Origin of the sequence: Streptomyces sp. NPDC001292, from assembly GCF_042896465.1 — a bacterium.
Lineage (GTDB): Bacteria > Actinomycetota > Actinomycetes > Streptomycetales > Streptomycetaceae > Streptomyces.
In genome coordinates, this window is record NZ_JBIAXG010000020.1 from 117,600 (window position 1) to 141,404 (window position 23,805).

19 protein-coding genes and 5 pseudogenes are annotated in these 23,805 nt (G+C 68.2%); 6 read left to right on the forward strand and 18 right to left on the reverse strand.

Annotated features, from left to right (window positions below; genetic code table 11):
* Positions 1-79 precede the first annotated feature (79 nt).
* From ACFY4A_RS21925 to ACFY4A_RS21940, 4 genes and pseudogenes are all read right to left on the reverse strand, one after another.
* Positions 80-572, reverse strand: a pseudogene (locus ACFY4A_RS21925) (transposase); the annotation flags it as partial.
* Between the two features lie 367 nt (positions 573-939).
* Positions 940-1,083, reverse strand: coding sequence for a hypothetical protein (locus ACFY4A_RS21930; protein ID WP_390831050.1), 144 nt, complete (start codon positions 1,081-1,083; stop codon positions 940-942).
* 174 nt (positions 1,084-1,257) lie between these two features.
* Complete coding sequence (locus ACFY4A_RS21935; protein WP_390831074.1) at positions 1,258-1,644, reverse strand: VOC family protein; 387 nt, start codon at positions 1,642-1,644, stop codon at positions 1,258-1,260.
* A complete protein-coding gene (locus ACFY4A_RS21940) occupies positions 1,641-1,934 on the reverse strand; it encodes an ArsR/SmtB family transcription factor (protein WP_390831051.1) in 294 nt (97 codons plus the stop codon). The genes ACFY4A_RS21935 and ACFY4A_RS21940 overlap by 4 nt, the downstream gene beginning before the upstream one ends.
* Before the next feature lie 163 nt (positions 1,935-2,097).
* Here ACFY4A_RS21940 and ACFY4A_RS21945 point away from each other — a divergent pair, with 163 nt between their 5' ends.
* Positions 2,098-2,598, forward strand: coding sequence for a hypothetical protein (locus ACFY4A_RS21945; protein WP_390831052.1), 501 nt, complete (start codon positions 2,098-2,100; stop codon positions 2,596-2,598).
* On the opposite strand, the gene ACFY4A_RS21950 is transcribed toward ACFY4A_RS21945, so the two are convergent.
* The 5 genes and pseudogenes from ACFY4A_RS21950 to ACFY4A_RS21970 form a co-directional block, all read right to left on the reverse strand.
* A complete protein-coding gene (locus ACFY4A_RS21950) occupies positions 2,513-3,019 on the reverse strand; it encodes a transposase (protein WP_390831053.1) in 507 nt (168 codons plus the stop codon). The genes ACFY4A_RS21945 and ACFY4A_RS21950 overlap by 86 nt on opposite strands.
* 41 nt (positions 3,020-3,060) lie before the next feature.
* Positions 3,061-3,297 (reverse strand): annotated as a pseudogene (locus ACFY4A_RS21955) (helix-turn-helix domain-containing protein); the annotation flags it as partial.
* Positions 3,298-3,333: 36 nt separating this feature from the next.
* A pseudogene (locus tag ACFY4A_RS21960) lies at positions 3,334-3,498 on the reverse strand (IS5/IS1182 family transposase); the annotation flags it as partial.
* Between the two features lie 181 nt (positions 3,499-3,679).
* Entirely contained in the window at positions 3,680-3,949 is a 270-nt protein-coding gene (locus tag ACFY4A_RS21965; protein WP_390831075.1) for a protein kinase, read from the reverse strand.
* Positions 3,950-4,007: 58 nt separating this feature from the next.
* Positions 4,008-4,181: pseudogene (locus tag ACFY4A_RS21970) on the reverse strand (serine/threonine protein kinase); the annotation flags it as partial.
* A gap of 1,123 nt (positions 4,182-5,304) precedes the next feature.
* Between ACFY4A_RS21970 and ACFY4A_RS21975 the strand changes: the two are divergent.
* On the forward strand, positions 5,305-6,228 hold the full coding sequence (locus tag ACFY4A_RS21975) for an endonuclease/exonuclease/phosphatase family protein (protein ID WP_390831054.1): 924 nt from the start codon (positions 5,305-5,307) through the stop codon (positions 6,226-6,228).
* Between the two features lie 685 nt (positions 6,229-6,913).
* Here the strand turns inward: ACFY4A_RS21975 and ACFY4A_RS21980 are convergent.
* Entirely contained in the window at positions 6,914-8,515 is a 1,602-nt protein-coding gene (locus tag ACFY4A_RS21980; RefSeq protein WP_390831055.1) for a peptide-N4-asparagine amidase, read from the reverse strand.
* A 165-nt stretch (positions 8,516-8,680) separates the two neighbouring features.
* Between ACFY4A_RS21980 and ACFY4A_RS21985 the strand changes: the two genes are divergently transcribed.
* Positions 8,681-8,848: a hypothetical protein gene (locus tag ACFY4A_RS21985; RefSeq protein WP_390831056.1), complete on the forward strand. Its 168-nt coding sequence runs from the start codon at positions 8,681-8,683 to the stop codon at positions 8,846-8,848.
* 395 nt (positions 8,849-9,243) lie between these two features.
* On the opposite strand, the gene ACFY4A_RS21990 is transcribed toward ACFY4A_RS21985, so the two are convergent.
* The 3 genes and pseudogenes from ACFY4A_RS21990 to ACFY4A_RS22000 all read right to left on the reverse strand — a co-directional run.
* Positions 9,244-11,427: a family 20 glycosylhydrolase gene (locus ACFY4A_RS21990; RefSeq protein WP_390831057.1), complete on the reverse strand. Its 2,184-nt coding sequence runs from the start codon at positions 11,425-11,427 to the stop codon at positions 9,244-9,246.
* Positions 11,428-11,492: 65 nt separating this feature from the next.
* Positions 11,493-14,708, reverse strand: a complete 3,216-nt coding sequence (locus ACFY4A_RS21995; RefSeq protein ID WP_390831058.1) for a GH92 family glycosyl hydrolase — start codon at positions 14,706-14,708, stop codon at positions 11,493-11,495.
* 379 nt (positions 14,709-15,087) lie between these two features.
* Positions 15,088-15,338, reverse strand: a pseudogene (locus tag ACFY4A_RS22000) (M81 family metallopeptidase); the annotation flags it as partial.
* A gap of 76 nt (positions 15,339-15,414) precedes the next feature.
* Here ACFY4A_RS22000 and ACFY4A_RS22005 point away from each other — a divergent pair.
* Positions 15,415-15,654 (forward strand): hypothetical protein, encoded by a 240-nt coding sequence (locus ACFY4A_RS22005; RefSeq protein WP_390831059.1) that lies wholly within the window; start codon positions 15,415-15,417, stop codon positions 15,652-15,654.
* On the opposite strand, the gene ACFY4A_RS22010 is transcribed toward ACFY4A_RS22005, so the two are convergent.
* From ACFY4A_RS22010 to ACFY4A_RS22030, 5 genes are all read right to left on the reverse strand, one after another.
* Positions 15,609-16,895 carry an alpha-L-fucosidase gene (locus ACFY4A_RS22010; RefSeq protein ID WP_390831060.1) on the reverse strand — a complete coding sequence of 429 codons (1,287 nt, stop codon included), beginning with the start codon at positions 16,893-16,895 and terminating at the stop codon, positions 15,609-15,611. The genes ACFY4A_RS22005 and ACFY4A_RS22010 overlap by 46 nt on opposite strands.
* 205 nt (positions 16,896-17,100) lie before the next feature.
* Complete coding sequence (locus ACFY4A_RS22015; RefSeq protein ID WP_390831061.1) at positions 17,101-18,489, reverse strand: alpha-L-fucosidase; 1,389 nt, start codon at positions 18,487-18,489, stop codon at positions 17,101-17,103.
* Between the two features lie 45 nt (positions 18,490-18,534).
* Entirely contained in the window at positions 18,535-19,377 is an 843-nt protein-coding gene (locus ACFY4A_RS22020; RefSeq protein WP_390831062.1) for a carbohydrate ABC transporter permease, read from the reverse strand.
* The gene (locus tag ACFY4A_RS22025; protein WP_390831063.1) at positions 19,367-20,326 is read right to left on the reverse strand and encodes a carbohydrate ABC transporter permease; all 960 of its coding nucleotides are present in this window, start codon (positions 20,324-20,326) and stop codon (positions 19,367-19,369) included. Before ACFY4A_RS22025 ends, ACFY4A_RS22020 begins: the two co-directional genes overlap by 11 nt.
* A 3-nt stretch (positions 20,327-20,329) precedes the next feature.
* Positions 20,330-21,478, reverse strand: coding sequence for an ABC transporter substrate-binding protein (locus tag ACFY4A_RS22030; protein WP_390831064.1), 1,149 nt, complete (start codon positions 21,476-21,478; stop codon positions 20,330-20,332).
* 286 nt (positions 21,479-21,764) lie between these two features.
* On the opposite strand from ACFY4A_RS22030, the gene ACFY4A_RS22035 reads away from it, so the two are divergent.
* Both ACFY4A_RS22035 and ACFY4A_RS22040 read left to right on the forward strand, forming a co-directional pair.
* On the forward strand, positions 21,765-22,922 hold the full coding sequence (locus ACFY4A_RS22035) for an ROK family protein (RefSeq protein WP_390831065.1): 1,158 nt from the start codon (positions 21,765-21,767) through the stop codon (positions 22,920-22,922).
* Positions 22,923-23,430: 508 nt separating this feature from the next.
* Complete coding sequence (locus ACFY4A_RS22040; protein ID WP_390831066.1) at positions 23,431-23,568, forward strand: hypothetical protein; 138 nt, start codon at positions 23,431-23,433, stop codon at positions 23,566-23,568.
* Positions 23,569-23,805: the final 237 nt, after the last annotated feature.

A 23,805-nucleotide genomic window follows, 5' to 3' on the forward strand; every position in this document is an offset into this window, starting at 1 on the left:
CCGGCACACCACCACCCGACCCCAGCAGCAGCGACTCAGGCCACGGCCACTGAGGTTCACGCGTGATCACCACGATGCAGGACGTGACCGCGGTCGCGTCGTCCGCGGGCGCGAGCCGGGTCGAGTCCAGCAGCGCGGTCCAGGAGGTTCGGCCGGCCTCCAGGGCGGCGACGAAGGAGTACGGCCAGCCGGGGACGAACTGGTCGGCGCTTCGGCCTCGCCCGTAGACGTGGCAGAAGGAGCCGGTCCTCGCTGGTGGAAGCGTCGAGGCGGAGCTAGTTCCTCACGTCGACGGCGAGCACGATCCGCCGCTCGGCCGTCTTCGGCAACGACAGGCCGGCCAGCGTGCGGCGCAGCCGTGTCGGTTCGATCCAGCCCCGGTCCAGCGCGGCGTACAGGGCTCCGTGCCTGCGCCGGTGCTCGACGGCCAGGGACAGCTCGACCAGTGTCTTCACCGGCCCGTCCACGCGCAGCACCGCGTCTGTGAGCTCGAGGAGCGCGTCCACGCGGGCATTGAGGCAGTCGTGGAACTCGCCCCGAAAGCGGGACAATACCCAATACCTCCAATGCATCGCCTGCCGGCCGGGTCGAAGGCCACGTACCGCGCCGCTGTCGATCGTCACCGCGCTGGTCCGGACCCTGATCAAGGTGCCCACTGCCGTGCTACGCAGCCGGGTGGCCAAGGATGCGGAGGTGCTGGCGCTGCGGCACGAGAACGCGGTGCTCACTACAACCAGCACCGCCCCCACCAGTCCCGGCGGCAACTGCCCCCGGACAGCACCAAACCGCCCGCTCCAACACCATCACCGACATCCAGGCCCACCGAATCCGGCGACATCCCCTCCTCGGCGGCCTGATCAACCAGTACCGGAGAGCCGCCTGACCGAACGGCCTCGCCGCAGCTCACAGCACCGAATCATATTGTCGAGCGACACAGGATCAGCGATGACGTCGTTCGGGAAGACCATGCTCCGCCGCCTTGACGATCTCAGCGCGCAGCTGGGCGCAGTCGGCCATCTCGCGCGCGTACAGATCGGGGTTCAGGTCGGCGAGCGGGGCGAGGCTCTCCTCGGAGGCCGCCACCTCGCGCAGTGCCCCTCCCCTCCTACTGTGGAGACCGTGGCCGGAGAAATAGTGCCGAACGCATCGAGCCGACGTCGTGCACGATCACGGATGCCAATGGCTCGACATCACTGTTGGTATAGCTCCGAACTTGACCGCGGACAGTAGATCGCGGCGGGCGCCTGGGCCGACGCCTTACTTGCTGTGCACGATCTGGATCAGATTGCCGCAGGTGTCATCCAAAACCGCAGTGGTGACCGTGCCCATCTCCAGCGGCTCCTGGGTGAAGTGCACCCCGAGCCCGCGCAGCCGGTTGAACTCCGCTTGTACCTCGTCCACGGCGAAAGAGGCGGCCGGGATGCCGTCCTGGACCAGCGCCGTCTTGTACGGCTTCACCGCGGGATGACCGGAGGGCTCAAGCAGCAGTTCGGTCCCGTCGGGATCTTCCGGCGAAACCACGGTCAGCCACCGGTCCTGGCCCAGCGGGACGTCGTGCTTCTTCACGAAGCCCAGCACGTCGGTGTAGAAACGCAGGGCTTTGTCCTGGTCGTCGACGAAGACGCTGGTGAGGTGGATCTTCATGGGGTGCTCTCCGGTGTTTCGGGCTTGAGCCATCGGGTCACGATGCGCTCCAAGGGTTCGGTGTTCACGTCATGGAACTTGTAGCGGCCCTGGCGCCGTGAAACGACCAGACCCGCAGATTCAAGTACGGCCAGATGTTGGCTGATCGCTTGGCGAGACAGCCCCGTACCGTGCTTGGTCACCAGCCGTGCGCAAATCTCGAATAGGGTCTGGCCGTCCCGTTCCACCAACTCATCAAGGATGCGCCGGCGGGTGGGGTCGGCCAATGCCTTGAAGACATCGTCCGCCACAACCACCACCATAGGCAAGTGGCGCCTTGCCTATCAAGTGAGGCCCACTGAGAAGGCTTCTCGAAACCGAGAGTGGTGCTGGGTTCGTGCTGGTCAGGCATGGTGCCGGGGTGGGTGAGGTAGGTCCGGTGCGTCCGTGGTGGTGGCGTGCTGGAGGTGCGTGATGGCGTCGGTGCTGGGGCGGCTGGAGGAGCGGGAGCGTGCGGCCCGGAAGCGGGTGGAGGAGTTGCAGGCCGAACTGGAGGCCGCGCAGTCGGAGTGGGACGAGTGGCTGATCGCCCGCAGGCGGGTCGGCGAGGTGTGGGGCGGGGACGAAGCCGCAGGCCGAGATGGTGAGGCGGGCAGGGCGCCGGGCGGGAACGAGGCCACGGTGCCGTCGGCGGCGAGGTCCGGGTCGGTGGTTCCCATCTGGCGGCAGGGGCTGTCGGCCGAGGTGCCGGCGCCGGAGTATCAGCAGGTCATGGGTCTGCTGGCCGAACGCCGCGTCACCGGCGCAGGGCCACTGAACTGCCGTGAGGCCACTGCATTGTTGGGGCTGGAAGTGGTTCCGGCGAAGGTCGAGGGCGTGCGGGTGAAGCTCAAGCGGCTCGTTTCGCGGGGATGGGCGCACGAGCCGACGCCGGGCCGGTTCGTCTGCGGTGGCGGCACAGACGGCGGGCCATGACCATGGTCATCGACCACAGGATCATCGCCTCCGAACTCGCCGGCAGTCGCTCGTAGTCGCGGGCGAGGCGCCGGGAGCGGGTGAGCCAGGCGAAGGTCCGGTGGTGCCGTGAGGTGGCCTGGGAAAGGAGGTCCTGGGCGGCGTCCCGGCCCCCCGTCGAGGCGGGGGTGACCATGACCGCCAGGATCAGGCCGAGGATGTCGACCACGATGTGCCGCTTGCGGCCTTTGATTTTCTTCTCGCCGTCATAGCCGCTGGTCGCGGCCTCGACCGCCGAGGTGCCCTTGGCGGACTGCGAGTCGATCACCCCGGCCGTCGGCTCCGCATCCCGGCCCTCCGCGTCACGGGTCGCGGCGCGGAGCCGGTCGTGGAACTCATCGATCAGTCCCTGCCTGCGCCAGCGGGTGAAAAACCGGTGCACCGCCTTCCACGGGGGGTAGTCCGTAGGCAGCGCAGGCCACTTCACGAGCGCCCCGCCGAGATCGACCGGTTCCTGCTGGGGCGACTCCGCCCACGCGTGACAAGAGTGTCGTCCGGGGGACATATACGGCATCCATCGAAGGCTCGGGTAGCCGGGCCATATTGCTCCATGACAGGCCACGACTGCTCGAGCGCCCGGTAGACGGTACCGCGGCTGACACCGAATGCCTTGGCGATCGCGGCCACGGTGACGTCGCGGGCCTCGTACCAGGCTCGCGCGAGCGCGACTTGCGGGTCGCGCGGATAGGCGTGCGGTCATGGGCGGCGGTTCGGGCGCTCGTCCCAGCGGTGAGTGGTCCATGCTCGCCGGATCAGGCTGCGCACGGTGATGATCGTGTCGGCGAGGTCGAAGAAGGCGTCGATGACGGTGGCGCGCCGCTCGTAGCAGCGGGCGAGCCGGTGGAAGGCGTTCTGCCAGGCGAGGTCCGTCAGCAACCGGGCCACCGCCGCCGGGACGTCGGGACGTAACGCGGTCACCTGCCGGGGCTCTTCGTTGAGTTTGCGGCGGACCACTGCCAGCGGACTGCCGTCGCCGGACGGCGGCTCCCCGGTGAGCAGAGCGAACAGGACGCTGCCCAGGGCGTAGAGGTCGGAGCGTTCGTCACCCCGCTGGTCCAGGAACTGCTCCGGCGCTCCGTATTGGGCGGTGCCCACCGGTGAGAGCCGGCTGGTCGGCGCGACCGTGAACGTGTGGGGTGTGGGTGAAGCCCGCGATGCCGAAGTCCACGACCTTCAGGGAGCCGTCGGCAGTGAGCATGACGTTGGACGGCTTGATGTCGTAGTGCACGACATTGACGGCGTGCGCGGCCACGAGGGCGGCGCAGATCTCCTCGGCGATCTCCAGGGCGCGCCCCAGGGACAGGGGGCCGATGCTGGGCGAGGCTGGTGCCCTCGACGTGCTCCATCACCAGGAACTGCACGTCCTCATGGGCGCCGCGGTCGTAGAGGGCCACGACGTTCGGGTGGTTGATCTGGCCCGCGGCGACGGCCTCGCGTGCGAAGCGCTGGACCAGCTCGGGCGGTGCGTTCTCGTCGCGGTGCAGGAGCTTGACGGCGACATCGCGGTGCAGGTACCGGTCACGGCCCGCCCACACCTCGCCCATGCCGCCCCGGCCGAGCAGCCGCGTCAGCTCGTACCTGCCCGCGATGAGAGCGCCCCGCTCCACCCGCCACCTCCCGTGATCGGCATGACGGATCACGCCGGGGTGCGGCAGTTGGTTCCCGGGCGTAAGCACTGGACCGGCCAGATGAAGATCCGCATCTTGGCCACATGGTGGATGAGGGAGAACCGAGACTCTTTGTGAATCGGCGGGGGGAGTTGATAGCTGACGATACGCTCGCGGTGGCGCAAGGGCGGCTCTTGTAAGCACGGTCCACCCGCCGGTTGGGTGGCGCGAGGCCAGGACAATGCGCCTGGGGATACTCGCCGAGGTAGCGAGCACCGGCCGCACCAAGCCCTGAATCAAGCGACCCCGCTCCGCCTCCTGCCGGACCGATCACCGAGCCAGGATGAATCAGACGCCTGGAGATCCGCCGACGAGATCGACTCGGCGACCCCCTTCGCGAGTCCCGACATGCGGCCTGAGGGACTGAACGAGCTGCACAGCAGCCTCGGCTACCGCGCTCTCGTCGAGTTCGAGGAACCGTGATGAGCGGCTGGAGGACTGGCCGACCCCTCAGGGAGCCCTGTGCGTACCGGCACTCGTGACGATTTTGACTCTGTGTGCCCGACGGCTGGGCGGCTACGTCTTTCGACGGAGGTTTCGATGAGACCATCGGGCTCCGGGGAGCGTACGACTCGGCTGACCAACCCCGAGCGCGGCGCCCCGTAAGAAATGCGCCACGGGCACTTCCTCCGCCTCTGCGGGCCGCAGGCTGCACATGCGACCAGCTCGCTCGTCCAATCGGACAGCACTCCAAGCACCGGTGCCTGCTTGGCCTACAGGATGCCGCACGGGTCCGAATGACGTGTTTCGTGCTTGTTACGCGTCAATCAAGCCCATATAAAGGTTGCTCTGTGCCGCTCTTGGGGCGTGCGGGACGATGTGCTTCCCATGAGCTGCCAAGTTCTGTTCCGGGCTGCGGACGGCTCGCCTCCGCAGGGTGATGGACCGAGCCCGGACCTCACACCCGAACACACGCCAACGTTTTCAGGGGGAAACAGTGAAAGGCATCCGATCGAAGAGCGTCTTAGCCGGGGGGTGCGCCGCGGCCCTGCTGGTTCTCGTGCCCGCTCAGGCAACCGCCGCGCAGGCCTCTTCACCTCCAGCGTGGCCGAAGGCCGCTGCCGCGACGCCGACCAGCATCCCGCCCCGGCTGGGTGTGCTGACTTGGAACATCTGTGGCGGCCTCACGAGCTGTCCCGGAAGCAACCAAGGCAAGGTCGACGAACTTGCCAACCGCGTGAGAGAAGACAGCTCGATCACCGTCGTCATGATCCAGGAAACCTGCGAGAGCCTGCACTCCCGGCCGCTGGAGAACGCGCTCAACAGTCGGACCTCCGGCAAGTGGGTGGTACACCACCGCACGGCCAAGACCCTTGGGACCAACAACCCGATCCGCTGCCCGCGCAGTGGCAAGCCAGAGGCCGGCGTCGCTATCGCCATGAAGAAGCTCCCGGGCAGTGACATCGTCAACGGCCCGGATGGGAAACCCGGCTGGAACATGACGTTCACCAGCACCAGCGAACACAACGGGACCCACTCCCAGGGAGCAGCGTGCCTGCAGGACCGCGGGAACAAACTGCTGGCCTGCACCAGTCACTTCGCCAACGAGAAAGCGGACCCTTCCAAGGCGCTGCGCGCCGCGTCCGCCCGTGACTTCCGCAACCAGGCCCGTAACTGGCAAAACGGCGACTACCGCACCATCATCGGCGGCGACTTCAACCTCAAACCCGGTGACAACGCCGTAAAGCCGCTCTACGACGGCAACTTCGAAGCTGACTCTGACGAGAAGTGCACCACCACCGGCCCGTGGTACCTCAAAGGCTGCCGTAACCCGGCGGGTTCGAAGTTGGACTACATCTTCTTCAGCGACTACGGATGGGATCTGCAGCAGGGCCGCCCCATCTACGTCGGATCCTGGCGCTACGACCTCGGACGGCTCAGCGACCACTGGATGCTGCGCGCCTACGTCACCCCCAGCGCCTGAGAGGGCCCGCTGCCCCCACAACCCCGCGTACTCCTACGTGAGGACAAACAGGCATGCGCTTTCACACAAAAGCGGCCCTCGCCCTGAGCACCGTCCTGTTGGGCAGCGGACTGGCCTGGGCCCCTGCCGCCTCCGCCGATGAGGTAAAGGCTTCCACCCTGGCGGAGTACACCATCGGCCGGTTCACCATGGACGGCGGCAACACTGAGCATGGCGGCGGGGGGCAACGAGGTACCCGACGCCCTGGTACGCAGCGTCAAAGACCGTCAGCCCGTGTGGGGCCGGCGTCCAGTTCTGACCACCGGTTTCAGGGCCTAGGCAGACACCCTGAGCCAGCGGCGGAGGGGGCCCTCCGCATGAGCCGGTCCCCCTCCGCGGCGGCGCCTCGGCGCCTTGTGGGGCTCGTAAAGTCATCTCCGCGCCCATGAGGGCGGGCCTGTCAATGGGCAGCCCGGCGTTCCCGGAGATGTGAACCGGGTTTCCTCGTGGAGCGCCTGACGGTGTCGGGGCGGTCCTGGATGTTGGGGAACGCGCGTGCAGGGGCGGTGTGTTGGTGTTCACCGGTGCGTGGTGACGTGTCGTGTCACAGGCACCCATCGTATCGCGGTCGAAGCGAACTGACATTCGAAGTCACATGAGTTGGAGACCGCGGGGCCCGGCACGCACAGCCGGGCCCCGCGTGGGCTTAGCAACCCGTACGGTCCTCCGTCAGGATGCCCTGCTCGGTCCGCAGTGTGCGGTCGTAGCAGGCCTCCGCCCCGTCCAGCCGGTAGCGCTCGCTCGACGTGCCGACGGCATGGCGCTGGTCACGCGGGACGTCCAGCGTCCAGGTGGCGTCGCCGGTGTACGTGTCGTCGAGCCGCGACCAGGAGATGCGCTTGCCGGCGCGTACGACCGAGGTGTCCGCGCGGTCCCCGAGCGTGAGGACGGTGCGCAGCCGGTTGTCCGTGCCGATCGTGGTCTCGCCGTCCATGGTGTAGACGCGATGGGTATGGGCGACCCGCGCCGGGCCGCGGCCGTCCACGGTCACCGTCTCGTCGTCGTCCCAGCGTGACGTGAGCCCGTCGGTGTTCTCGTCCTCCGTCCAGTGGTGGGCTGAGGTATTGGCGAGGGTGCGCGAGACGGTGGTCTCGACGCGCCCGTGCGAGGTGTTCACATAGCCGGCGACGGTGAGCCGGTGGCCACCCTTGGTGTCGAGCCGGTTCAGTGAACCGGGTGTGATCGACGTCGAGTTGGAAAGATCACTCTGATCGTGCTTCGTGAGCGCCCCGGTGACGTGCTCGCTGCCCTCATCCTGCCAGACGAGGACGTTCGTGGGCGTGCTCCAGCCGCTCTGCCCATCGGGCAGGCCCGCGACCGACACCTCGACGCGGTGCTCACGCCCGTCGTTGAGGACGCCAGCGAACGGCGTCAAGTCGTACTCGATCGGCTTCACGTCGAAGGCACGCGGCGCCGGAACTACGTACCAGAGGAAGGGATTGGACCAGCCGCCGGTCCACACGTTCGGGAACGGTGCTGCGATTCCCGCGAGTTGGCCGTCGACCTTGACCTGCACCTCGCGGTACGGACCCTTGTCCGCCTTGCACGAGTAGGGCGTGGCGTCCGGCACGGTCAGGTACCAGTACTCCTCGCAGCCGCCGCCGGATCCGGTGGCGTACACCTCGGCGACGATGCGCTCGGAGTTACGCGGCGTGGTCAGCGTGGCGCCCTCCAGCGGGAGCACCTTGTCGGGCGTCTCGGCGGCCTTCGTACTGCCCTTCGCGGCATAGAAGGTCAGCGTGACCTTGACGTCGATGACGCCGGTGTATGTCTCGTTGACGACATTGCCGATGAGCATTTCGACGGGCTGCTCTCGGCGCAGTGTGTCGCTGTAGTGGGTGACGTCCTTCTCCACCGACCAGGTGATCCCGTCGACGGAGGGCTCGGGCGTGGACGTACGGAACACCTCGACGCCGCCCATACGGAGGTAGCCGAGCCGGTCGTACTGACGGCCCTTCACCTTTCCGTCGAGGCGCAGCACCACCTTGCTCCAGCGGTCTCCGCACTCCTTGGGCGGGGCGTAACTTCCCCTGTACGGCGTGAAATCGCGGAACTGCACCTCCGCGATGGTGACTTCGCAGGATCGGGTGTCGGGCTTCTCGATGGCCGGCGCCGCCGTCAGCGGGTCGTGCCAGTCGGTGCCGAACTCCACGGGAACCGGCTCGGCCGCGGCCGCCGGGCTCGCGCCGAGCGCCGATCCGGCGGCCATCACCAGTCCGGCGAGCATGGACGTGATCTGTCGTTTCATGAGTCAGGAGTGAAGCGCGAGACGAACAAGTGCGCCAGGGGCGAATGTTCGATCTTGGCGTGATCTGTGCGCTCGTGCGGAATAATCGATTGCCGCGAACTCCGGCGGAACGCGAACCTTGCACGGTTTCATCACTCGCCACCCCTCAGCGCTCCATGGGACGTCATGCAGATCGGCGACCTTCCGTTTCCGGTCCCGGTGATCGACCTGACGCTGTTCGAGGAGCAGGCGGCCAAGTGGGGCCAGCTCACCGGCCTCAGCCCGTCGCGGCGCGCGAAGCTCAGGACAGACATAGAGGCCCCCGCTCCGGCGACCCCGCCGGAGCCGACGTGACCTGAGGGAATACCAAGTCGCGGACGCCGAGCGCTAGTTCGGGTCCGCATGTGCACCGGGCCCGGCCCGTGCCCGCGCCCGCCGCGCCCGCGGACCGCGGCGGGAGACACGGACTTGATCCCACCCCTTGTCCCGCCGCCCGTCGGCACCGAAGAATGCGCACGGCAACCATCGGCTACAGACGTCACACCCGGCGTCGGCATCAGCGGCACCGCCGCCCTGTGCTGATTCCCCTGCACCTCATTCCCGCCCCGGTCTTGTGACGGTGCTCACCCGCCGCAAGGCCTGACCGCGCCACCGGGCCACAGGCAGCGGCCGGAACCAGCCACCTTGCGCACGGTCGCTCCGCCCTTGCCCGGGGTTCCTCACGAACCGCGGGGAACCCCGGGGACGGGTCACTGCTGCGGAGGGTTCACCTCGAGCGTGCCGACCGGCTGTTGGAAGCCGGGTGCGTGACCGAGCTTGCGCAGGTAGGGATCGAAGGCTGCGAAGTCTCCGACCGGATCGGGCGAGTTCCACACCGACTGGGCGTGAACCCGCAGCCTGGGCAGCAACGTCTGGGTGAGGACGTACTCGGGGGCCCAGCCGTGCGGGTCGTCCCAGATCGGGAAGAACTGCCCGACGCTGTTGCTCCCGGCAGGCACGCTGTAGGGGGCGCCCCAGCCGCCGGAGTACACATACGGGCTGCCGTACGTGGTCCATTGGCCGGCAGGCCACGGCTGGTTGATGGTGTTGTTCTTGTTGTCGGCCGTGAGCGGCGGCCACAGGTCGTGGTACAGGTCGGACGACGAACCGATCAGGGTGAAGCCCGCGTCCAGGTAGGCGCCGGCCGCAGGCGCGTCGTAGATCTCCGCCCAGTAGTCGATCGTGATGTCGCGGCTCAGCCGGACGGCGCCGCCGGCCGGGTCGCTGATCATGTCGTTCCACATCCAGGTTCCGCGACCGTCCTTGGCGAGTTCGCCCGAGAGGTAGTTGAACAGCGCCTTGTAGCCGTCCTCGCCGGTGGCCTTCGGCCCGGCGAAGCCGCGGACCCAGGACAGCAGCCGTGGATTGTCCGCGTCGAAGAACTCATCGCCGCCGAGGTGGACGTACGGGGCGTCGAACGTCGCGCCGATCTCCCGGACCCACCGCGCCAGATGCTCACGCACATCGGCACGGGAGTAGTCGTAGCCCGTCTTCTCCGGCAGTGCGTACTCCGGATACACCTGCGTATCGAGACTGCTGTGCCCGGGTACGTCGATCTCGGGAACGATGGTGACGTGGTACCGGCGGGCGAACGCGACGAGGTCGGCGATCTGCGCCTTGCTCCACGACCCGCCGGCCGGCAGCCGGTCGACCAGCTTCGGCGCCACCGCGCTCTCCACCCGCAGGCCCTGATCATCCTTCACCCGCAGCTGCAGGTAGTTCATCTTGGTGTAGGCCAGATCCTTGATCTGGTTCTTCAGCCAGCCGAGCGAGTAGTAGCGCCGCCCGGAGTCGACCTGCAGCCCGCGGAAGGTCTGGTCCGTCCAGTCCGTCACCACGCCGGCGGGCAGCCGACCCGCCGACCGCAGTGCCTGCAGGATGGTCTGAACGCCGTAGAACGCGCCAGTGCCAGAACCACCGGTGACCACGACGGCGTTCTCGTCGATGTCCAGCCGGTAGGCCTGGGACGCCAGGGCCCGGGCTTTGGCCGGGGCAGCGGACAGGTCCACCGCGCCCGTGGTCAGCAGGATTCCCCGCGCTACGCGGGCGTGGTCATCCACCGTGCGGACCGTTGCCGTCCGCACCAGCTTGGCGTCGACGAACTCCTTGGCGATCCGTTCGGCCTCATCACGCAGCGTGGCGGCTTCCCCGTGGCGCACGGAGATGCTGAGGTCGCCCTGCGGCCGCCAGGACTCTCCATCGTGACGCGTGAAGGACTGCACCGCCGGGATGGTGACCGGGAACCCGTTCGCTCCCAACGCGCGGGTGTCGTCGGGGGGCGCGGGTGCCGGGTTGGCCGCCGGGCCGACCTTGCGCACCGCGAAGTCGTCGCAGTAGCCGGGGCCGGAGCTGCTGCCCAACTCGTTCAGGAAGCAGAACGCGTTCAGCTCCCGGGTGCGCGGCCCGGTGGTTATCGTGCGTGTCACCGTGGTCCAGGTCGGGCTGCTGACGTCGACGTAGTTGGCGGCGCCGCGGTAGAACGCGACATTCTCAGCGTCGAAGACACCGACCCGCACCGATGCGTTCCCCTCGGTGCGGACCTTGGCGGTGAACTCGTAGACGGTGTTGGGCTCCACCTGCCGGACCGGCTTGTTGACCATCCCGCGCGAGACCCCCGTGCCGCGCACCGGAAGATTGCCGCCGCGCGGGTACCGGCTGTCCCCGTCGTAACCGAGCCCGACCTGCGCCGCGTGGCCCGATCCGGACGCGCCCGCGGCGACGAGGGAGGCGTGGTAGTACTGACCGCCGTCGAATGTGCCGGATTCGAATCCCGGGTCGATCATCACCGGGTCGTCGCCGTCGGCGCTCGCCGGGGAGCCGCCCAACGTCGTCAGTGTGGCGGCGCACAGGGTCAGCGCCGCGACGGTCGCCAGCATGCGCCGTGACACGGTCACGAGGTTCCCTTTCTCGTCGACTGGAGGCTTCGCTGTAATCCGGGCAGTGCGTGCCGGTGCGGCCATCACGGGTTCACCTCGACCTCGGCGAGCGACAGGGGCGCGGTGGTGGCGAGCTGGATGCGCACGTAACGTCCGGCGGCATCGAGCGGGACGATTGTCGGAGTGGCGGCGGTGTCCGTACGGTGGACGGCGGTCACACCGGGCTGTGCGAGCGTCGCGGCGAGCGAGTCACTGGTGAACGGGGTGTCGGAGGCGAGTACGTAGTAATCGGTCAGGCGCTCCGAGCAGCAGTCGGTGCGGTTCCACACCGCGACGTCGGAGATGGCCTTTGACGCACCGAGGTCGACCTGCCACCAGGGTTCCGGCGAGCCGTCCTCGGCGGTGTGGGTGACCGAGCCGACGGTGAAGTTGCCGTCGGTGTCGCCGTCGACCGCCCGCGAGGCCACACCGCCCCAGTCGGTGCTCTTCTGCGTGGCCGGCCGGCCGTACGAGAGGGAGGTGACCTTCAGCGCGATGAACGTGCTGCCGAGGGGCTCACCGGTGGACGCGTCCGTCATCTTGACTTCGACGGTGTGGCGGCCGGGTTTGGCGGAGCCGTCCGCGGCCACCGTCACCGGGATGGCGGCCCGGGTGCCGGCGTCGACCGTCAGATTGCCCCAAGCCGGTGACACGGTGATGCCGTCGGAGGGGGCGGCGTTGAACGCTACTTTGGCCGGGGAAGCCGAGAGATTGACCGCTCCCACGCTCGCCTGAAGGCTCTTGCCCGGTTCGAGCAGCGCCGGACTGGCGTCGGGCACCGAGGAGAACGGCCGGACACCGGCCTGCGTCGTGCCGTGGCGCGGCGGCTGACTGCCGCTTCCACGGCCCCAGTCGGTGCTCGCCGGGTCGGAGGTGAGGGCGAACCGGATCGTGCCCGCGCGCAGCAGATCACTGTGTGAGATCCACGACTTGGGCCAGGATTGGTCGCCCACGCGCACCGACGACACGTATTGCAGCTTCGACCGGTCCGCCCCCGGTGCGATGATGTCGACCGGGCGGCCGCCGTCCGGTTGGATCCGGACCCGGTCGAACATCGGCGCCGTGAGCACGTACTCGCCGGAGCCGGGCATCACCTCGTAGATGCCGATCATGGACCAGATCAGCCAGGACGATATGGTGCCGAGGTCGTCGTTGCCGGGCATGCCGTAGGCGTCGTCGGTGAACAGCGGCTGCGCCGCACGCAGCACCGCGGAGGTCTTCCATGGCTGGTCAGTCCACGCGTACATCCAGGGCGCATGCAGATCGGGCTCGTTGTTCGGGTTGAAGGCGAAATTGTTGTGGTAGTCGTACGCCCCGACCACCCACGACTTCTTGGCCACCCCCGTGTGGTCGCGGAGCAGTTCCGGCATGTCGAAGAAGGTGTCGAGTCGCTGCTCGGCCTTGGCCCTGCCGCCCATCAGCGCGAACAGCCCCGGGGCGTCCTGCTGCGCTAGCCACTGGTACTGCCATGGGGTGCCTTCGTGGAAGCCGGTGCTCTGTGTCGGGTCAGCGCTGCCGGCCCAGGTTCCCTCCGGGGTGCGGGCCCGCGGGAACCCGTCGAACCCCTTGGAACTCACCCCGAAATCCCACTCGTTGGCGAAGTTCGCGCACCGTGCCCGCAGCGTTTCAGCCTTGGCCCGCTCACCGAGGCCTTGGGCCATATCGGCCAGACTGCAGTCGGCCAGCGCGTACTCCAGCGTCGCGGAGCCTGCCTGACGGGAGTCGCCCCAGGTGTAGCCGCCCTTGTCCTGGTAGCCGATCCATCCGTTCTGCAGATATGTCGGGTTGCCGTCGCGGCCCCGGAAGACCGACTGATCGGCCGGCACCTCAGTGACGTTCTTCCACAGCGCGTCGAACAGGGACCGTGCGGTGAGCTTGTCGAGCAGCCCGCGGGCGTACAAGGAGGTGATGAACGGCGTCGGGCCCTCCCCGCTCATCACGTTGGTCTCGCTCGGACCGAGCGCCCAACGCGGAAGCCAGCCGCCGTCCTGGTAGACACGCAGGAGCGACTTCGCGATGTCGGTGGCGCGTCGCGGTTCGAGCAGCGCGACGAGCTGGTTCTGCGCACGGTAGGTGTCCCAGAGTGAGAACATCTGGTAGTACGGCCGGTCGCTGCGGTGAACCTGCTTGTCGAAGCCCATGTACCGGCCGTCGACGTCGGAGCCGACCGACGGGTGGAGAGTCGCGCGGTAGAGGGCGGAGTGGAAGGTCCGCAGGTCGGCGTCGCTGCCGCCGGACACCTGCAGCCGCCCGAGCTGGCGCGCCCAGGTCCGGTGCGCGGCGGCGCGGACGGAGTCGAAGGTCTGGCCCGCGCTCTCGGTGCGGCGGTTCAGCCGGGCGCCGTTCACCGAGGTGTAGGAGACGCCGACGGTCGCACCGACCTGGCTGCCGCCGCTGAACCCGACCATCGCGCCGCCGTCGGCCCGGGAGCCGTCCGACGATGTACCGCTGATGTCCGCCGAACGGCGGCCCGAGGTGACGTCGCCGCTGTCCGCCCAGGTGCCGAATTCGTCGAACGGCCGGTCGAACTTGGCGCTGAAGAAGACCTTGTATCGTTCCTTGCCCGTCTCCCAGCAGAAGTTGCCGCCGGTGATCCAGCCCTCGACGGTGTTATCGCCGACGACGTCCACATGGCCGGCGTAGGTGTAGCCGTTGCTCGAGCCGACGTTCACCACCACCGTGCGCTGAGAGGCGTTCGCCGGGAAGGTGTAGCGGTGCCAGCCGGTCCGCTCGGTAGCCGTCAGCTCGGCGGTCACCCCGCTGTCCAGGCCGACCTTGTAATACCCGGGCTCCGCGTGCTCGTCGGCGTGGCGGAAACCGGCCGCCTGCTGGTTCGGCTGTGTCCCGGGGAAGCCACCGGGCACCGGCATCAGCCGGAAGTTGCCTGCGGTCTGGCAGCCGACGCCGGACAGGTGCGTCTGGCTGAATCCGAGGATATTCGAGTCTGCGGAGTCGTACGAGGCGTAGGAGTTGAGCCGGGTGTCCGGGCTGTTCTGCACCATCCCGAAGGGAAGCGCCGCCCCCGGGAACGTCGTACCCGACCCGTTGTTCCCGATCGAGGTGTTCACATATGCCGTCGGATCCTCGGGGAACGGTGGTCCTGCCTTTGGTGACGCGACCGCGGCCGTTGTCAGTGTGCTGCCGATCAAGACAGCCACAGAGACCATGGTAGACAGGATGCGGGCCAGACGGACTGGTCTCGGCAATCGCATGGACCCTCCTAAGAGGTCGGATGACTGCTGGTATGACACCGTTGTCATATTCGGGTGTCCCGTCAAGGCCTCGCGCTGGGCGGATCATTGACGAGATGTGGTGCATCACCGGCCGAGGAGACGATGCGCGCCGATGCGCGCCGACCGGCGGGCGTGCGACATCGCACGAGGAGGTCGGTTGGTGCCGAAATCGGTGAGGGCGTGTCGTTTGTCGGTCCCTGCCGCTGAAGGGACCATCGAGTACTCGGGCGAACCATGCCATCGCCGACCGCCGACAGGGCAGTGAAAGGCGATCCGCTGCGCCTTACTCCTCGGGCCCGCTGAGCGGGCGGTCCGAGGAGGCGACGATCCGGGCGGTGAGGTCCGGGTCGGGCATCCGACCAGACGATCCGGGCGGTGAGGTCCGGGTCGGGCATCCGACCGGCCCCAGCTCCTTGAGGCGGTCGATGAGTTCGCCGGACAGGTCGGCGTACGCGAATGCCGTCACCGTACCGCCGGGCAGGGCCTTGCCGACCAGGGAACCACGCCAGTCTGCCCGTGCGCCAGGAACGGATACCGGGTGAGGACGTCGGCGCCGCGCTGCGCGTGGAAGGCGGGGGCCTCGGTGCGGGCCGGGGAGAACGTGGACGACTCGATGCCGAGACCGGCAACGGCGATCACGGGACAGGGTGCTGGCATGGCTCCTCCGCGAGCTGACAGGGGTGGTTGCCGGGGCCTACGGTGGCCGCCCGTGGCCGGCGTCAGGGGGGGGCACGTGACAACGCCGGAGGCGAAGTCGACTGGGCCGGCCAGGGAGAAGGCCGCCATCCTTCAGCAGAACCCGGCCGTGCTGCTCGGCGAGGCCCTCCAGGGTCTGCGCCAGACCGGGCAGTGCAACCTCGGGTTCCTCTTCTGCCGCGAACGGCACAGTGGACACGCCGCTGAGCCCGTCGCCGGGCAGCACGCGACTCACGACCCATCGGACGCGGCCTGGTCGCGCGTGTGCGTCCGGTAGAGGTCGAGTTCGCCGTCGAGTTCGAGGGCCAGCACGGTGCACAGCGGGTCGAGGTGGTCATCGGTGAGGTGGATGTACTCCCATCCGGGTACCTCGCCGAGGCCGCCGACGCGCTCGTGCCGCACCTCCGTGTCCGCGCCGAGCACCCGTACCGAGGTCACCGCGTTGCGTACACCGCGCAGGACCACGAATTCGTTGGGGCGGTCGAAGACGAAGAGATACAGCGTCCTGCGGTCGGCGGAGAGTGTCGAGGGGCCGTAGAAGTGGCCGTGTGGCATGCCACGGTCCGTCCCGTACACGGCGGCGGAGTGCCGGCCGATCCACTCCCCCAGGGCCTCCAGACGAGCGACCTGCTCCGGGAGGATGGTGCCGTCGGCCTGTGGACCCACGTCGAGGAGCAGGTTGCCACCACCGCCGATGGTCTCCGCGAAGATGCGGACCAGTTGCCGCGGCGACTTGTGGTGGGTGTCCTGGGGTTGATAGCCCCAGGAGTCGTTGATGGTCAGGCACAGCTCCCATGGGCCGGCGGGTGGCTCGATGGGCACGCCCTGTTCGGGCGTTGCGTAATCGCCGTGGCCCGTCAGTCTGCCGTTGACGACGGTGTGCGGGGAGCGCGTACGGATCTCCGCGGCCAGAGCGTCCATGCCCCACTGTTCGGGGGATCGCTCCCACTCGCCGTCGAACCACAGCACGTCGGGCTTAAAGCGTTCCAGGATCTCGCGGACCTGGGTCCGGTGAAAGTCCAGGAAGTTCCCCCATCGGGCCGGGTCCTCTTCGCCGGGAGCGGGCATCGAATACGGGTTGCCGCGTTCCGCCGGGTCCTCGTCGGGCCCGCGTAGTGTGGCGTAGTCCGGGTGGGACCAGTCCAGGTGGGAGTAGTAGAGGCCGGCCTTCACATCCCGTCGGCGCAGCGCCGCGACATACTCGGCGACCAGGTCACGCCCGGCGGGGGTGCGCTTGACCACCGACAGGTCGTTCGCACCGGTGTCCCACAGTGCGACTCCGTCGTGGTGCTTGGCGGTGAGCACGGCGTAACGGGCGCCCGCGCGGACGAAGAGGTCCGCCCATGTGTCCGGGTCGAAGCGGGTGGCGGTGAATCGGTCGAGCTGCGCCATGTAATGGTCGTACGGAATGCGGCCGTCGAAGAACGACCAGGACTCGGCGACGCCGTCGACGCTGTAGATGCCCCAGTGGATGAAGATTCCGAGTTTGGCCTCGGTGAACCAGCGTTGCGAAGTCATCGTGACAGCTCCAACTGTGTCAGGGAACCGCCACTCCTCCGGTGGAGGAGTGCCCCAGGGCTCGTGGGGAAGGCTCAACTGCCCAGATCCTCGGGGCCGGGGGCGTCGTGCGTGTCCCAGCCTTGTGCGTCCCGGGCGGAGCACGTCGCCCCGTGCCTGCCCGAGCACCGCACGACGACCGGCTCGGCTGCCCGGTGCCGCTCCGTCATGCGACGCCGGCTTCGATCGCGAGCACGGCCGCAGGTGCCCCCCGCAGCTCCTCCGGCACGACCACCGTGCCGTCCGGGTCCGTCGCCGCTCTCCGACGGCCGGCTGCGGTGAGCCAGCTCGCGGGGCGGCCGGCGGCGAGCTCGGCAACATCACGGGCCAGCGTCAGCCGCCCGTCGCCCGGCGCCAGGTCCGCCACGAACAGGGTTTCCTCGCGCGCGGTGTAGCGGACGGGATGACCGGCCGCGTCGGTGTGACGGCGCCATGGCCGGCTCCCATAGACCGCTTCGCCGTTGACCCGCAGCCACTCCCCCAGCTGGCGCAGCCGCGACACCTGGTTCTCGGGCAGCGAGCCGTCGGCCCGCGGGCCCACGTTGAGCAGCAGATTGCCGTTCTTGGCCACGGTGTCGACGAGCATCTGGATCAGCTCGGCGCCGCCGATGAGATGCCGGTCGTCCTCGACCACGTTGTGGCCGAAGGACTGCCCGAGCCCCCGGCACGCCTCCCACACCCGCTCGGACGGCTCCTGTTCGCTCAGGTACTCGCGTGTGCGCACGCCGTGGTACGGCACGCCCCAGCGGTCGTTGAGCAGGCCGTCGGGCACCTGCTCGAGATAGCGGGCGAACAGCGCGGCCAGGTCTCGGTCGCCGCGGCCCTTTCCCACGTCCGGCCAGTCGATGTCGTTCCAGAGGTAGTCGGGCCGGAACCGCTCGACCAGTTCGACGAGCTGTGCGAGTGCGTAGTCGGCGAAGGCCCTGTCGTTGCGGCGCAGTTCGAACAGGTCCGTCAGCGAGCGGATCGGCGGGAACGCGCTGACGTGCCAGTCGAGGGCGCCGGAGAAGTACAGTCCCAGGCGCAGATCGTGGCGGCGTGCGGCGCCGCTCAGTTCGGCCAGCAGGTCGCGACGGGGCCCGCGGCGTGCCGCGGTGAACGGGGTGGTGCCCGAGTCCCAGAGGCAGAAGCCGTCGTGGTGCTTGGCGGTGGGCACGACGTAGCGTGCGCCGCATTCGACGAACAGGGACATCCACGCATCGGCGTCGAAGCGTTCGGCCTTCCAGAGGTCGGCCAGGTCCTCGTAAGAGGTGCCCACGCCGTACGTCTCCTCGTGGAATCGGCGGGTGGGCGATCCGGCGATGCGCACGGTGTTGGCGTACCACTCGGCGTACGGGTGGTGGACGAACTCCAGCTCGGCGGGGATGTGGACCTCGGGGTTGCGAGGCGTGCCCCAGGCGGGCACCGAGTAGATGCCCCAGTGAATGAAGATGCCGAACTTGGCGTCGGTGTACCAGCGCGGCACGGAGGCGGACGGGTAAACGGGTGTCTGTGCACCGAGGTCGGGACCGGTGCGTTGGTCGAAGCGCAGCAGGGGATTCTCCTTGGTGGCCACGGCGAGCCGCGCCCAGCAGACGGGGCCGGGTTGCGGCGCGATGTGTCAGCGACCGGCCAGGCCGGTAGCGGCGATGCCTTTCACCAGGTGCTTTTGCAGTGCGATGAGCAGCAGAAGGGTCGGGACGAGGGAGATGACGGAGGCGGCCATCACCAAATGCCACTGGCTGCCGTTCTGTCCGAAGAACAGCTCCAGGCCGAGCGGCACCGTACCGAGCGCGCTGACGTCGTTGACGATGATGAGTGGCCACAGGAAGCTGTTCCAGTAGGCGATGAAGGTGAAGACCGCGAGCACGCTGAGCGCGGGGCGGGCGATCGGCAGCATGATGGAGAGGAAGGTACGCAGGGGCGAGCAGCCGTCGAGGGTGGCGGCCTCCTGCAGCTCGTACGGGATTCCGCGGAAGAACTGGCGCAGCAGGAACGTGCCGAACGCGGTGAAGGCCCAGGGGAAGATGAGCGCCTGGTAGCTGTTCACCCAGCCGAACTCCTGCATGAGGATGAACATCGGGACCACCAGCACCTCCTGCGGCACCATCAGAGTCGCCAGGAACACCAGGAAGAGGCCGTCCCTGCCACGCCACCTCAGCCGGGCGAAGGCGTAGGCGCCCAGTGATGAGGCGGCGAGGACGACGAGCGTGCCGATGGCGGCCACCAGCAGTCCGTTGAGGATGAACCGCTGGAACGGCAGAAAATCGAAGACGTCGGCGAAGTTCTGCCAACGCAGGTGGGAGCCGATGAGCGAGGTCGGGTTGGCGAAGGTCTCCCCCGACGGTTTGAGCGCGGTGGCCACGGCGTAGACGACCGGTGCCAGGAACAGCAGCGTCACCGCTACGAGCAGCACGTGCGACACCACGCTGCGGGGGGTCCAGCGGACCTTGTCAGTGTTCATAGTGCACCCACCGCTTCTGGCCGAGGAACTGCACGGCAGTGATCAGCAGGATGACGGCGAAGAGGAGCCACGCGCCTGCGGCGGCCAGCCCGAGGTCGCGCGAGACGAAGCCGTTCTCGTAGACGTTCTGCACCATCGTCACCGTCGAGTCTCCCGGTCCTCCCCTGGTGAGGATGTAGGTCTGGGTGAATACCTGCATCGACGTGATCATGGTCATGGTGGTGACGAAGAAGACCGCGGGTGACATCAGCGGCAGCTGGACGCGCAAGAACTTCCTCAGGCCCCGGGCCCCGTCGATCTCCGCCGCTTCGAGTACGGAGCGCGGCAGTTCGTCGATGGCGGCCGAGAACACGATGAGGTTGTAGCCGATGCCCTGCCAGACGCTCATGACGACCACGGAGATCATCGCCGTGCCGGAGTCGGCGAGGAAGTTCGGGGCGGTGATGCCGAACCAGCTGCCGAGGTAGTGGGCGATGATGCCCTGGGGCTGGTAGAGCAGCTTCCAGATCACGGCGTTGACCACCATGGGTGTGATCGCGGGAATGAAGAAGAGCACCCGGAACACCTGCTGCCAGCGGCTGTTGGAGATCCAGAACGCCAGGGTCAGGGAGAGCACGACGTTGAGCGGCAGGAACAGTGCGGTGAAGACGAAGGTGTTGCGCACGGAGACGAGGAAGCTGGGGTCCTCCAGCAGCAGGTAGCGGAAGTTGTCGAGCCCGACGAAGGACCGCTGGCCGAAGATGGGCCAGTGGTACAGGCTCATCACGACGGCCATCGCCACCGGGAACAGGGTGAAGACGGTCAGTCCGAGGACCCCCGGGGACAGGAAGCCGTAAGCGTACCTGCGTTCCCGGCGACCGGGGCCGCCGCTCCGGCCCCTGCCCCGGCGCGGACGGGCGGCCGACGGGGGCATGGACCGGGTGCGCTGCTCGATCGGTCGTGTCGCCACGGGTCAGCGTTCCGCTTTCTTCTGGATGGTCGTCAGCGCTTCCTGGGCGGTCTTCGACCCCGTGTAGGCCTCGAGCAGATACTGGCTGAACAGGGTGTTGATCTCGTCCCAGTTCCGGGTTCCGAGGAACGGCACCCCACCGGCGAGGCCGTCGTGGACGGCCTTCATCCCAGTCTTGACGGTCTCGGCCTTCCCGCCGCTCTGCTGGATGAGGAACTTCTCGTACGCGGGCTGCGCAGCGGCCCGCGCGGGGAAGATCCGGCCCTGCCCGGCGAGGTAGTTCTCCGCCTCGGGCCCAGTGAGTACGGAGAGGGCCTTGACCGCCTCCTTCTTGTAGGCACAGCTCTTGGAGATGCCGAAGCCGGAGTTGGCGACGTACGTCTTCGAACCGCCGGGCCCGGCGGGGATCGGCGCCACGCCGACCTTGAACTTCGCCTGGCTGGTGTTGGACCCGAGGTTCCAGGTTCCGTCGACGGCCATCATCGCGTTGCCGTTGACGAACTGGGTCTCAGCCCATGCGCCGTCGCTGGAGCTGGCCGGGACGCTCGCGGCCTTGGCCTTGGTGGCCAGGCCCGCGTACCAGGTCAAGGCCTTGACCATCGCGGGGTCGTCGAGCTGCGCCTTGGCGTCCGCGGTGACGGGGCGGGCGCCGTTGTAGGTCAGCGCCATGGTCAGCGAGTGGAGGTCGGAGAAGGAGAGCGCGAAGCCCGTCTTCCCGTTCTTGGTGAGGGACTTCGCCGCCTTCTCGAAATCGACGACGGTCCAGCCGGATTTCGGCTCGGGGAGGCGGGCCTTCGCGAACGCGTCCTTGTTGTAGTACATGAGCATGCTGGCCAGGTCCATCGGTAGCGCGTACTGCTTGCCGTCCCACTGCAGGGCCTTGAGCGCGGCCGGTTCGAAGCCGTCCGTACCCGTGGCGCCCTCGAGGTCGTCGTCCAGCGGCTCCATGAGGTCTGCGAAGCCGGACAGTCGAAGGCTCTGCATGCTCACGATGCACGGCTGGTCGCCGCCCGCGGCCTGGGTCTGCAGCTTGGTGAAGTAGTCCTTGAACGGGGCGGTCTTCAGGTCCAGCTTGATGTCGGGGTACTCCTGGGTGACGAGCGACGCGAGGTGCTTCAGCTGCTTCTCCTCGTCCGCTCCGCTGGCCCACATCTGCCAGCTCAGGGTGACGGATCCATCCGACCTCTTCGATCCTCCCGACCCTTGGCCGGATGTGCCTCCGCACCCGGCGAGTGCGACGAGTGCTCCCGCCGCCGCGACACTGGCCCACTGCACGGCACGCAAGCGCATCGCTTGACCTCCTCAATTGACACCCGGCAGGGGAAGATTGGTGTGACGGAGTATTTTTTTCGGGCCCGAGCAAAATGGGACGGTAGAGGCGCGCAGATCGGACGTCAAGGGCTCCAACTCGGCGCGCTCACCGGCGAAAGGGGAGGATGTGAAGGCACAACGCCCGGCACCTGGGGATCTGATCCAGACCGAGATCCTGGCGCTGCTCGGGGCGGCCGGGCCGCTCAGCCGGGCGGAGATCGCGCAACTGCTGCGTGTGGGTGCCGCGACCGTCACCGGCCACACCCGGCGGCTCATCGGCGAAGGGTTCATCCGCGAGCTGAAGCCCCACGCCTCCTCCGGCAAGGGCCGTCCCCGCGTTCCGCTCCAACTGGTCCCCACCGCCGCCCACGTCCTGGGCCTGCGCGTCGCCATCGATCATCTGGCCGGCGTCGTGGTCGGGCTCGACGGGCAGATCACCGACGAGTTCCGTCTCCCCCTGCGCGTGGCAGAATCACCCGTTCCGCTGCTCACCCGGGTGCTGCAGGAGGAGATCGAGGCGCGACGGAACACAACGCCCATCCGCGGAGTCGGCATCGCGGTCCCCGGCATGGTCGATCCGATGACGGGCGTCGTGCGGCTCTCCGCGATCATGGACTGGCACGATCTGCCGCTGGCCGCGGAGCTCGGCCGGGCCCTGCCCGTGCCGATTCTCGTCGACAACGACCTTCGTTCCAGCACGACGGCCGAGCTGCTGTTCGGCATGGGCCGTGATCACGACGACTTCCTCGTCCTCGGCATCGGTGACGGTCTCGGTATGGGAGTCGTGCTGGAGCGACGCGTCCAGCGCGGCGCGGACGGATTCTCGGGCGAGTTCGGCCATCTGCCGGTCGATCGGACCGGGCCGCGATGCAACTGCGGCAACCGCGGCTGTCTGCAGTCCCTCGTCGGGCAGACGGCACTCCTGGAACGGGCCCGCCGCGCCGGCGTCGGGCTCGGACCGGGGGACGGGCTCTCCGATCTGGTCGACGCCGCCGAACGTGGGGAGCCGGCGGTTCTCGCAGTCCTGGACGAGGCCGGCGAGCTACTCGGGCGCAGCGTCGCCGGCGTGGTCAACGTCCTCGCGGTCAAGGCGGTCAAGGTGATCGGCGAGAGCCTCGTGCTGTGGCCCCACCTCGGCCCGGCCTTCACCGCCGCGGCCGTCGCCGGGGCGGTCGAGCCGCTGCGGGACCTGGAGATCACCGTGTCACCGTGGCGGGACACGGAGCACGCGCGGGGTGCGGCCTGTCTGCTGCTCGCCCGCAGCGGAGCGATCACCAGAGCCTAGCCCGTGCGACGCCGCGCGCGCCGTACGGGCCTGACACGGCCACATCTCACCGAGCCCGTACGCGGATGACGCCGTCATCCCTCCTTCACACGGCCGTAGACCTGGACCTCGGCCATGTTGAGCTCGACGGGGGTTGTGCAAGGACATCGAGCTGCTCGCGCTCCGCCACGAGAACGCGATACTGCGCCGGCGGCTCGGCGTCCGGCCGCGCCTTGCCTGGCCGGACCGCGCCGTGCTCGCAGCTCTGGCCCGGCACCTGCCAGGCAGACTGCGACGGCACCGCTTGGTCACCCCCGGAACCCCCCCGTCCTGGCACCGCTGCCTGCTGCGATGGCAGTGGAGGCAGAACCCGGGCGCACCGGCCGCCAGCCGATCTCCGAGGAACTCACCGCCCTGATCCTGCACCTGGCCCACGAGAACCCGGCCATGGGGCCACACCAGGATCCAAGGCGGCGAGTCCTCGCCGAGTGCGCCGAGCACTACAACACCGGAAGGCCACCACCGGGCCTTGCACCTTCACTCCCCGGCCGACGACCGCGACGTCATCCCCTTCGCCGCCCAGCGCATCCACCGCCACAACGTCCTCAGCGGACTGATCCATGAATACCGCAACACCGCCCGTCCAAGATCACGACAGGCGGCGTAACCCAGCTCAGCGCATGTATGGGACTTTTGGAACCCCACAGAGTGTGGACCATGACTGCATTCGGAAATCTGCTGGTCAGACGGTCGATGGCTGTCTTTCCCCGGTGAGAGGAGCCGTTGTCGGCGAGGGTCTATCAGGAATTAGGCTCTGGCCCGTAGTCGGTGGTGACGCCGAGTAGCCGCCCTCGATCATGATCTTGTGGTGGATATCAACTCCCTTATCGGGACGGTGTTTTCG

What these genes read in the sequence shown, in the direction of transcription:
- ACFY4A_RS22010 (WP_390831060.1), bottom strand. Translation starts at nt 16,895, where the DNA reads ATGACTTCGCAACGCTGGTTCACCGAGGCCAAACTCGGAATCTTCATC.
- ACFY4A_RS22030 (WP_390831064.1), bottom strand. Translation starts at nt 21,478, where the DNA reads ATGTGGGCCAGCGGAGCGGACGAGGAGAAGCAGCTGAAGCACCTCGCG.
- ACFY4A_RS21995 (WP_390831058.1), bottom strand. Translation starts at nt 14,708, where the DNA reads ATGACAACGGTGTCATACCAGCAGTCATCCGACCTCTTAGGAGGGTCC.
- ACFY4A_RS21985 (WP_390831056.1), top strand. Translation starts at nt 8,681, where the DNA reads ATGCAGATCGGCGACCTTCCGTTTCCGGTCCCGGTGATCGACCTGACG.
- ACFY4A_RS22020 (WP_390831062.1), bottom strand. Translation starts at nt 19,377, where the DNA reads ATGAACACTGACAAGGTCCGCTGGACCCCCCGCAGCGTGGTGTCGCAC.
- ACFY4A_RS21945 (WP_390831052.1), top strand. Translation starts at nt 2,098, where the DNA reads ATGGCGTCGGTGCTGGGGCGGCTGGAGGAGCGGGAGCGTGCGGCCCGG.
- ACFY4A_RS21980 (WP_390831055.1), bottom strand. Translation starts at nt 8,515, where the DNA reads ATGAAACGACAGATCACGTCCATGCTCGCCGGACTGGTGATGGCCGCC.
- ACFY4A_RS21935 (WP_390831074.1), bottom strand. Translation starts at nt 1,644, where the DNA reads ATGAAGATCCACCTCACCAGCGTCTTCGTCGACGACCAGGACAAAGCC.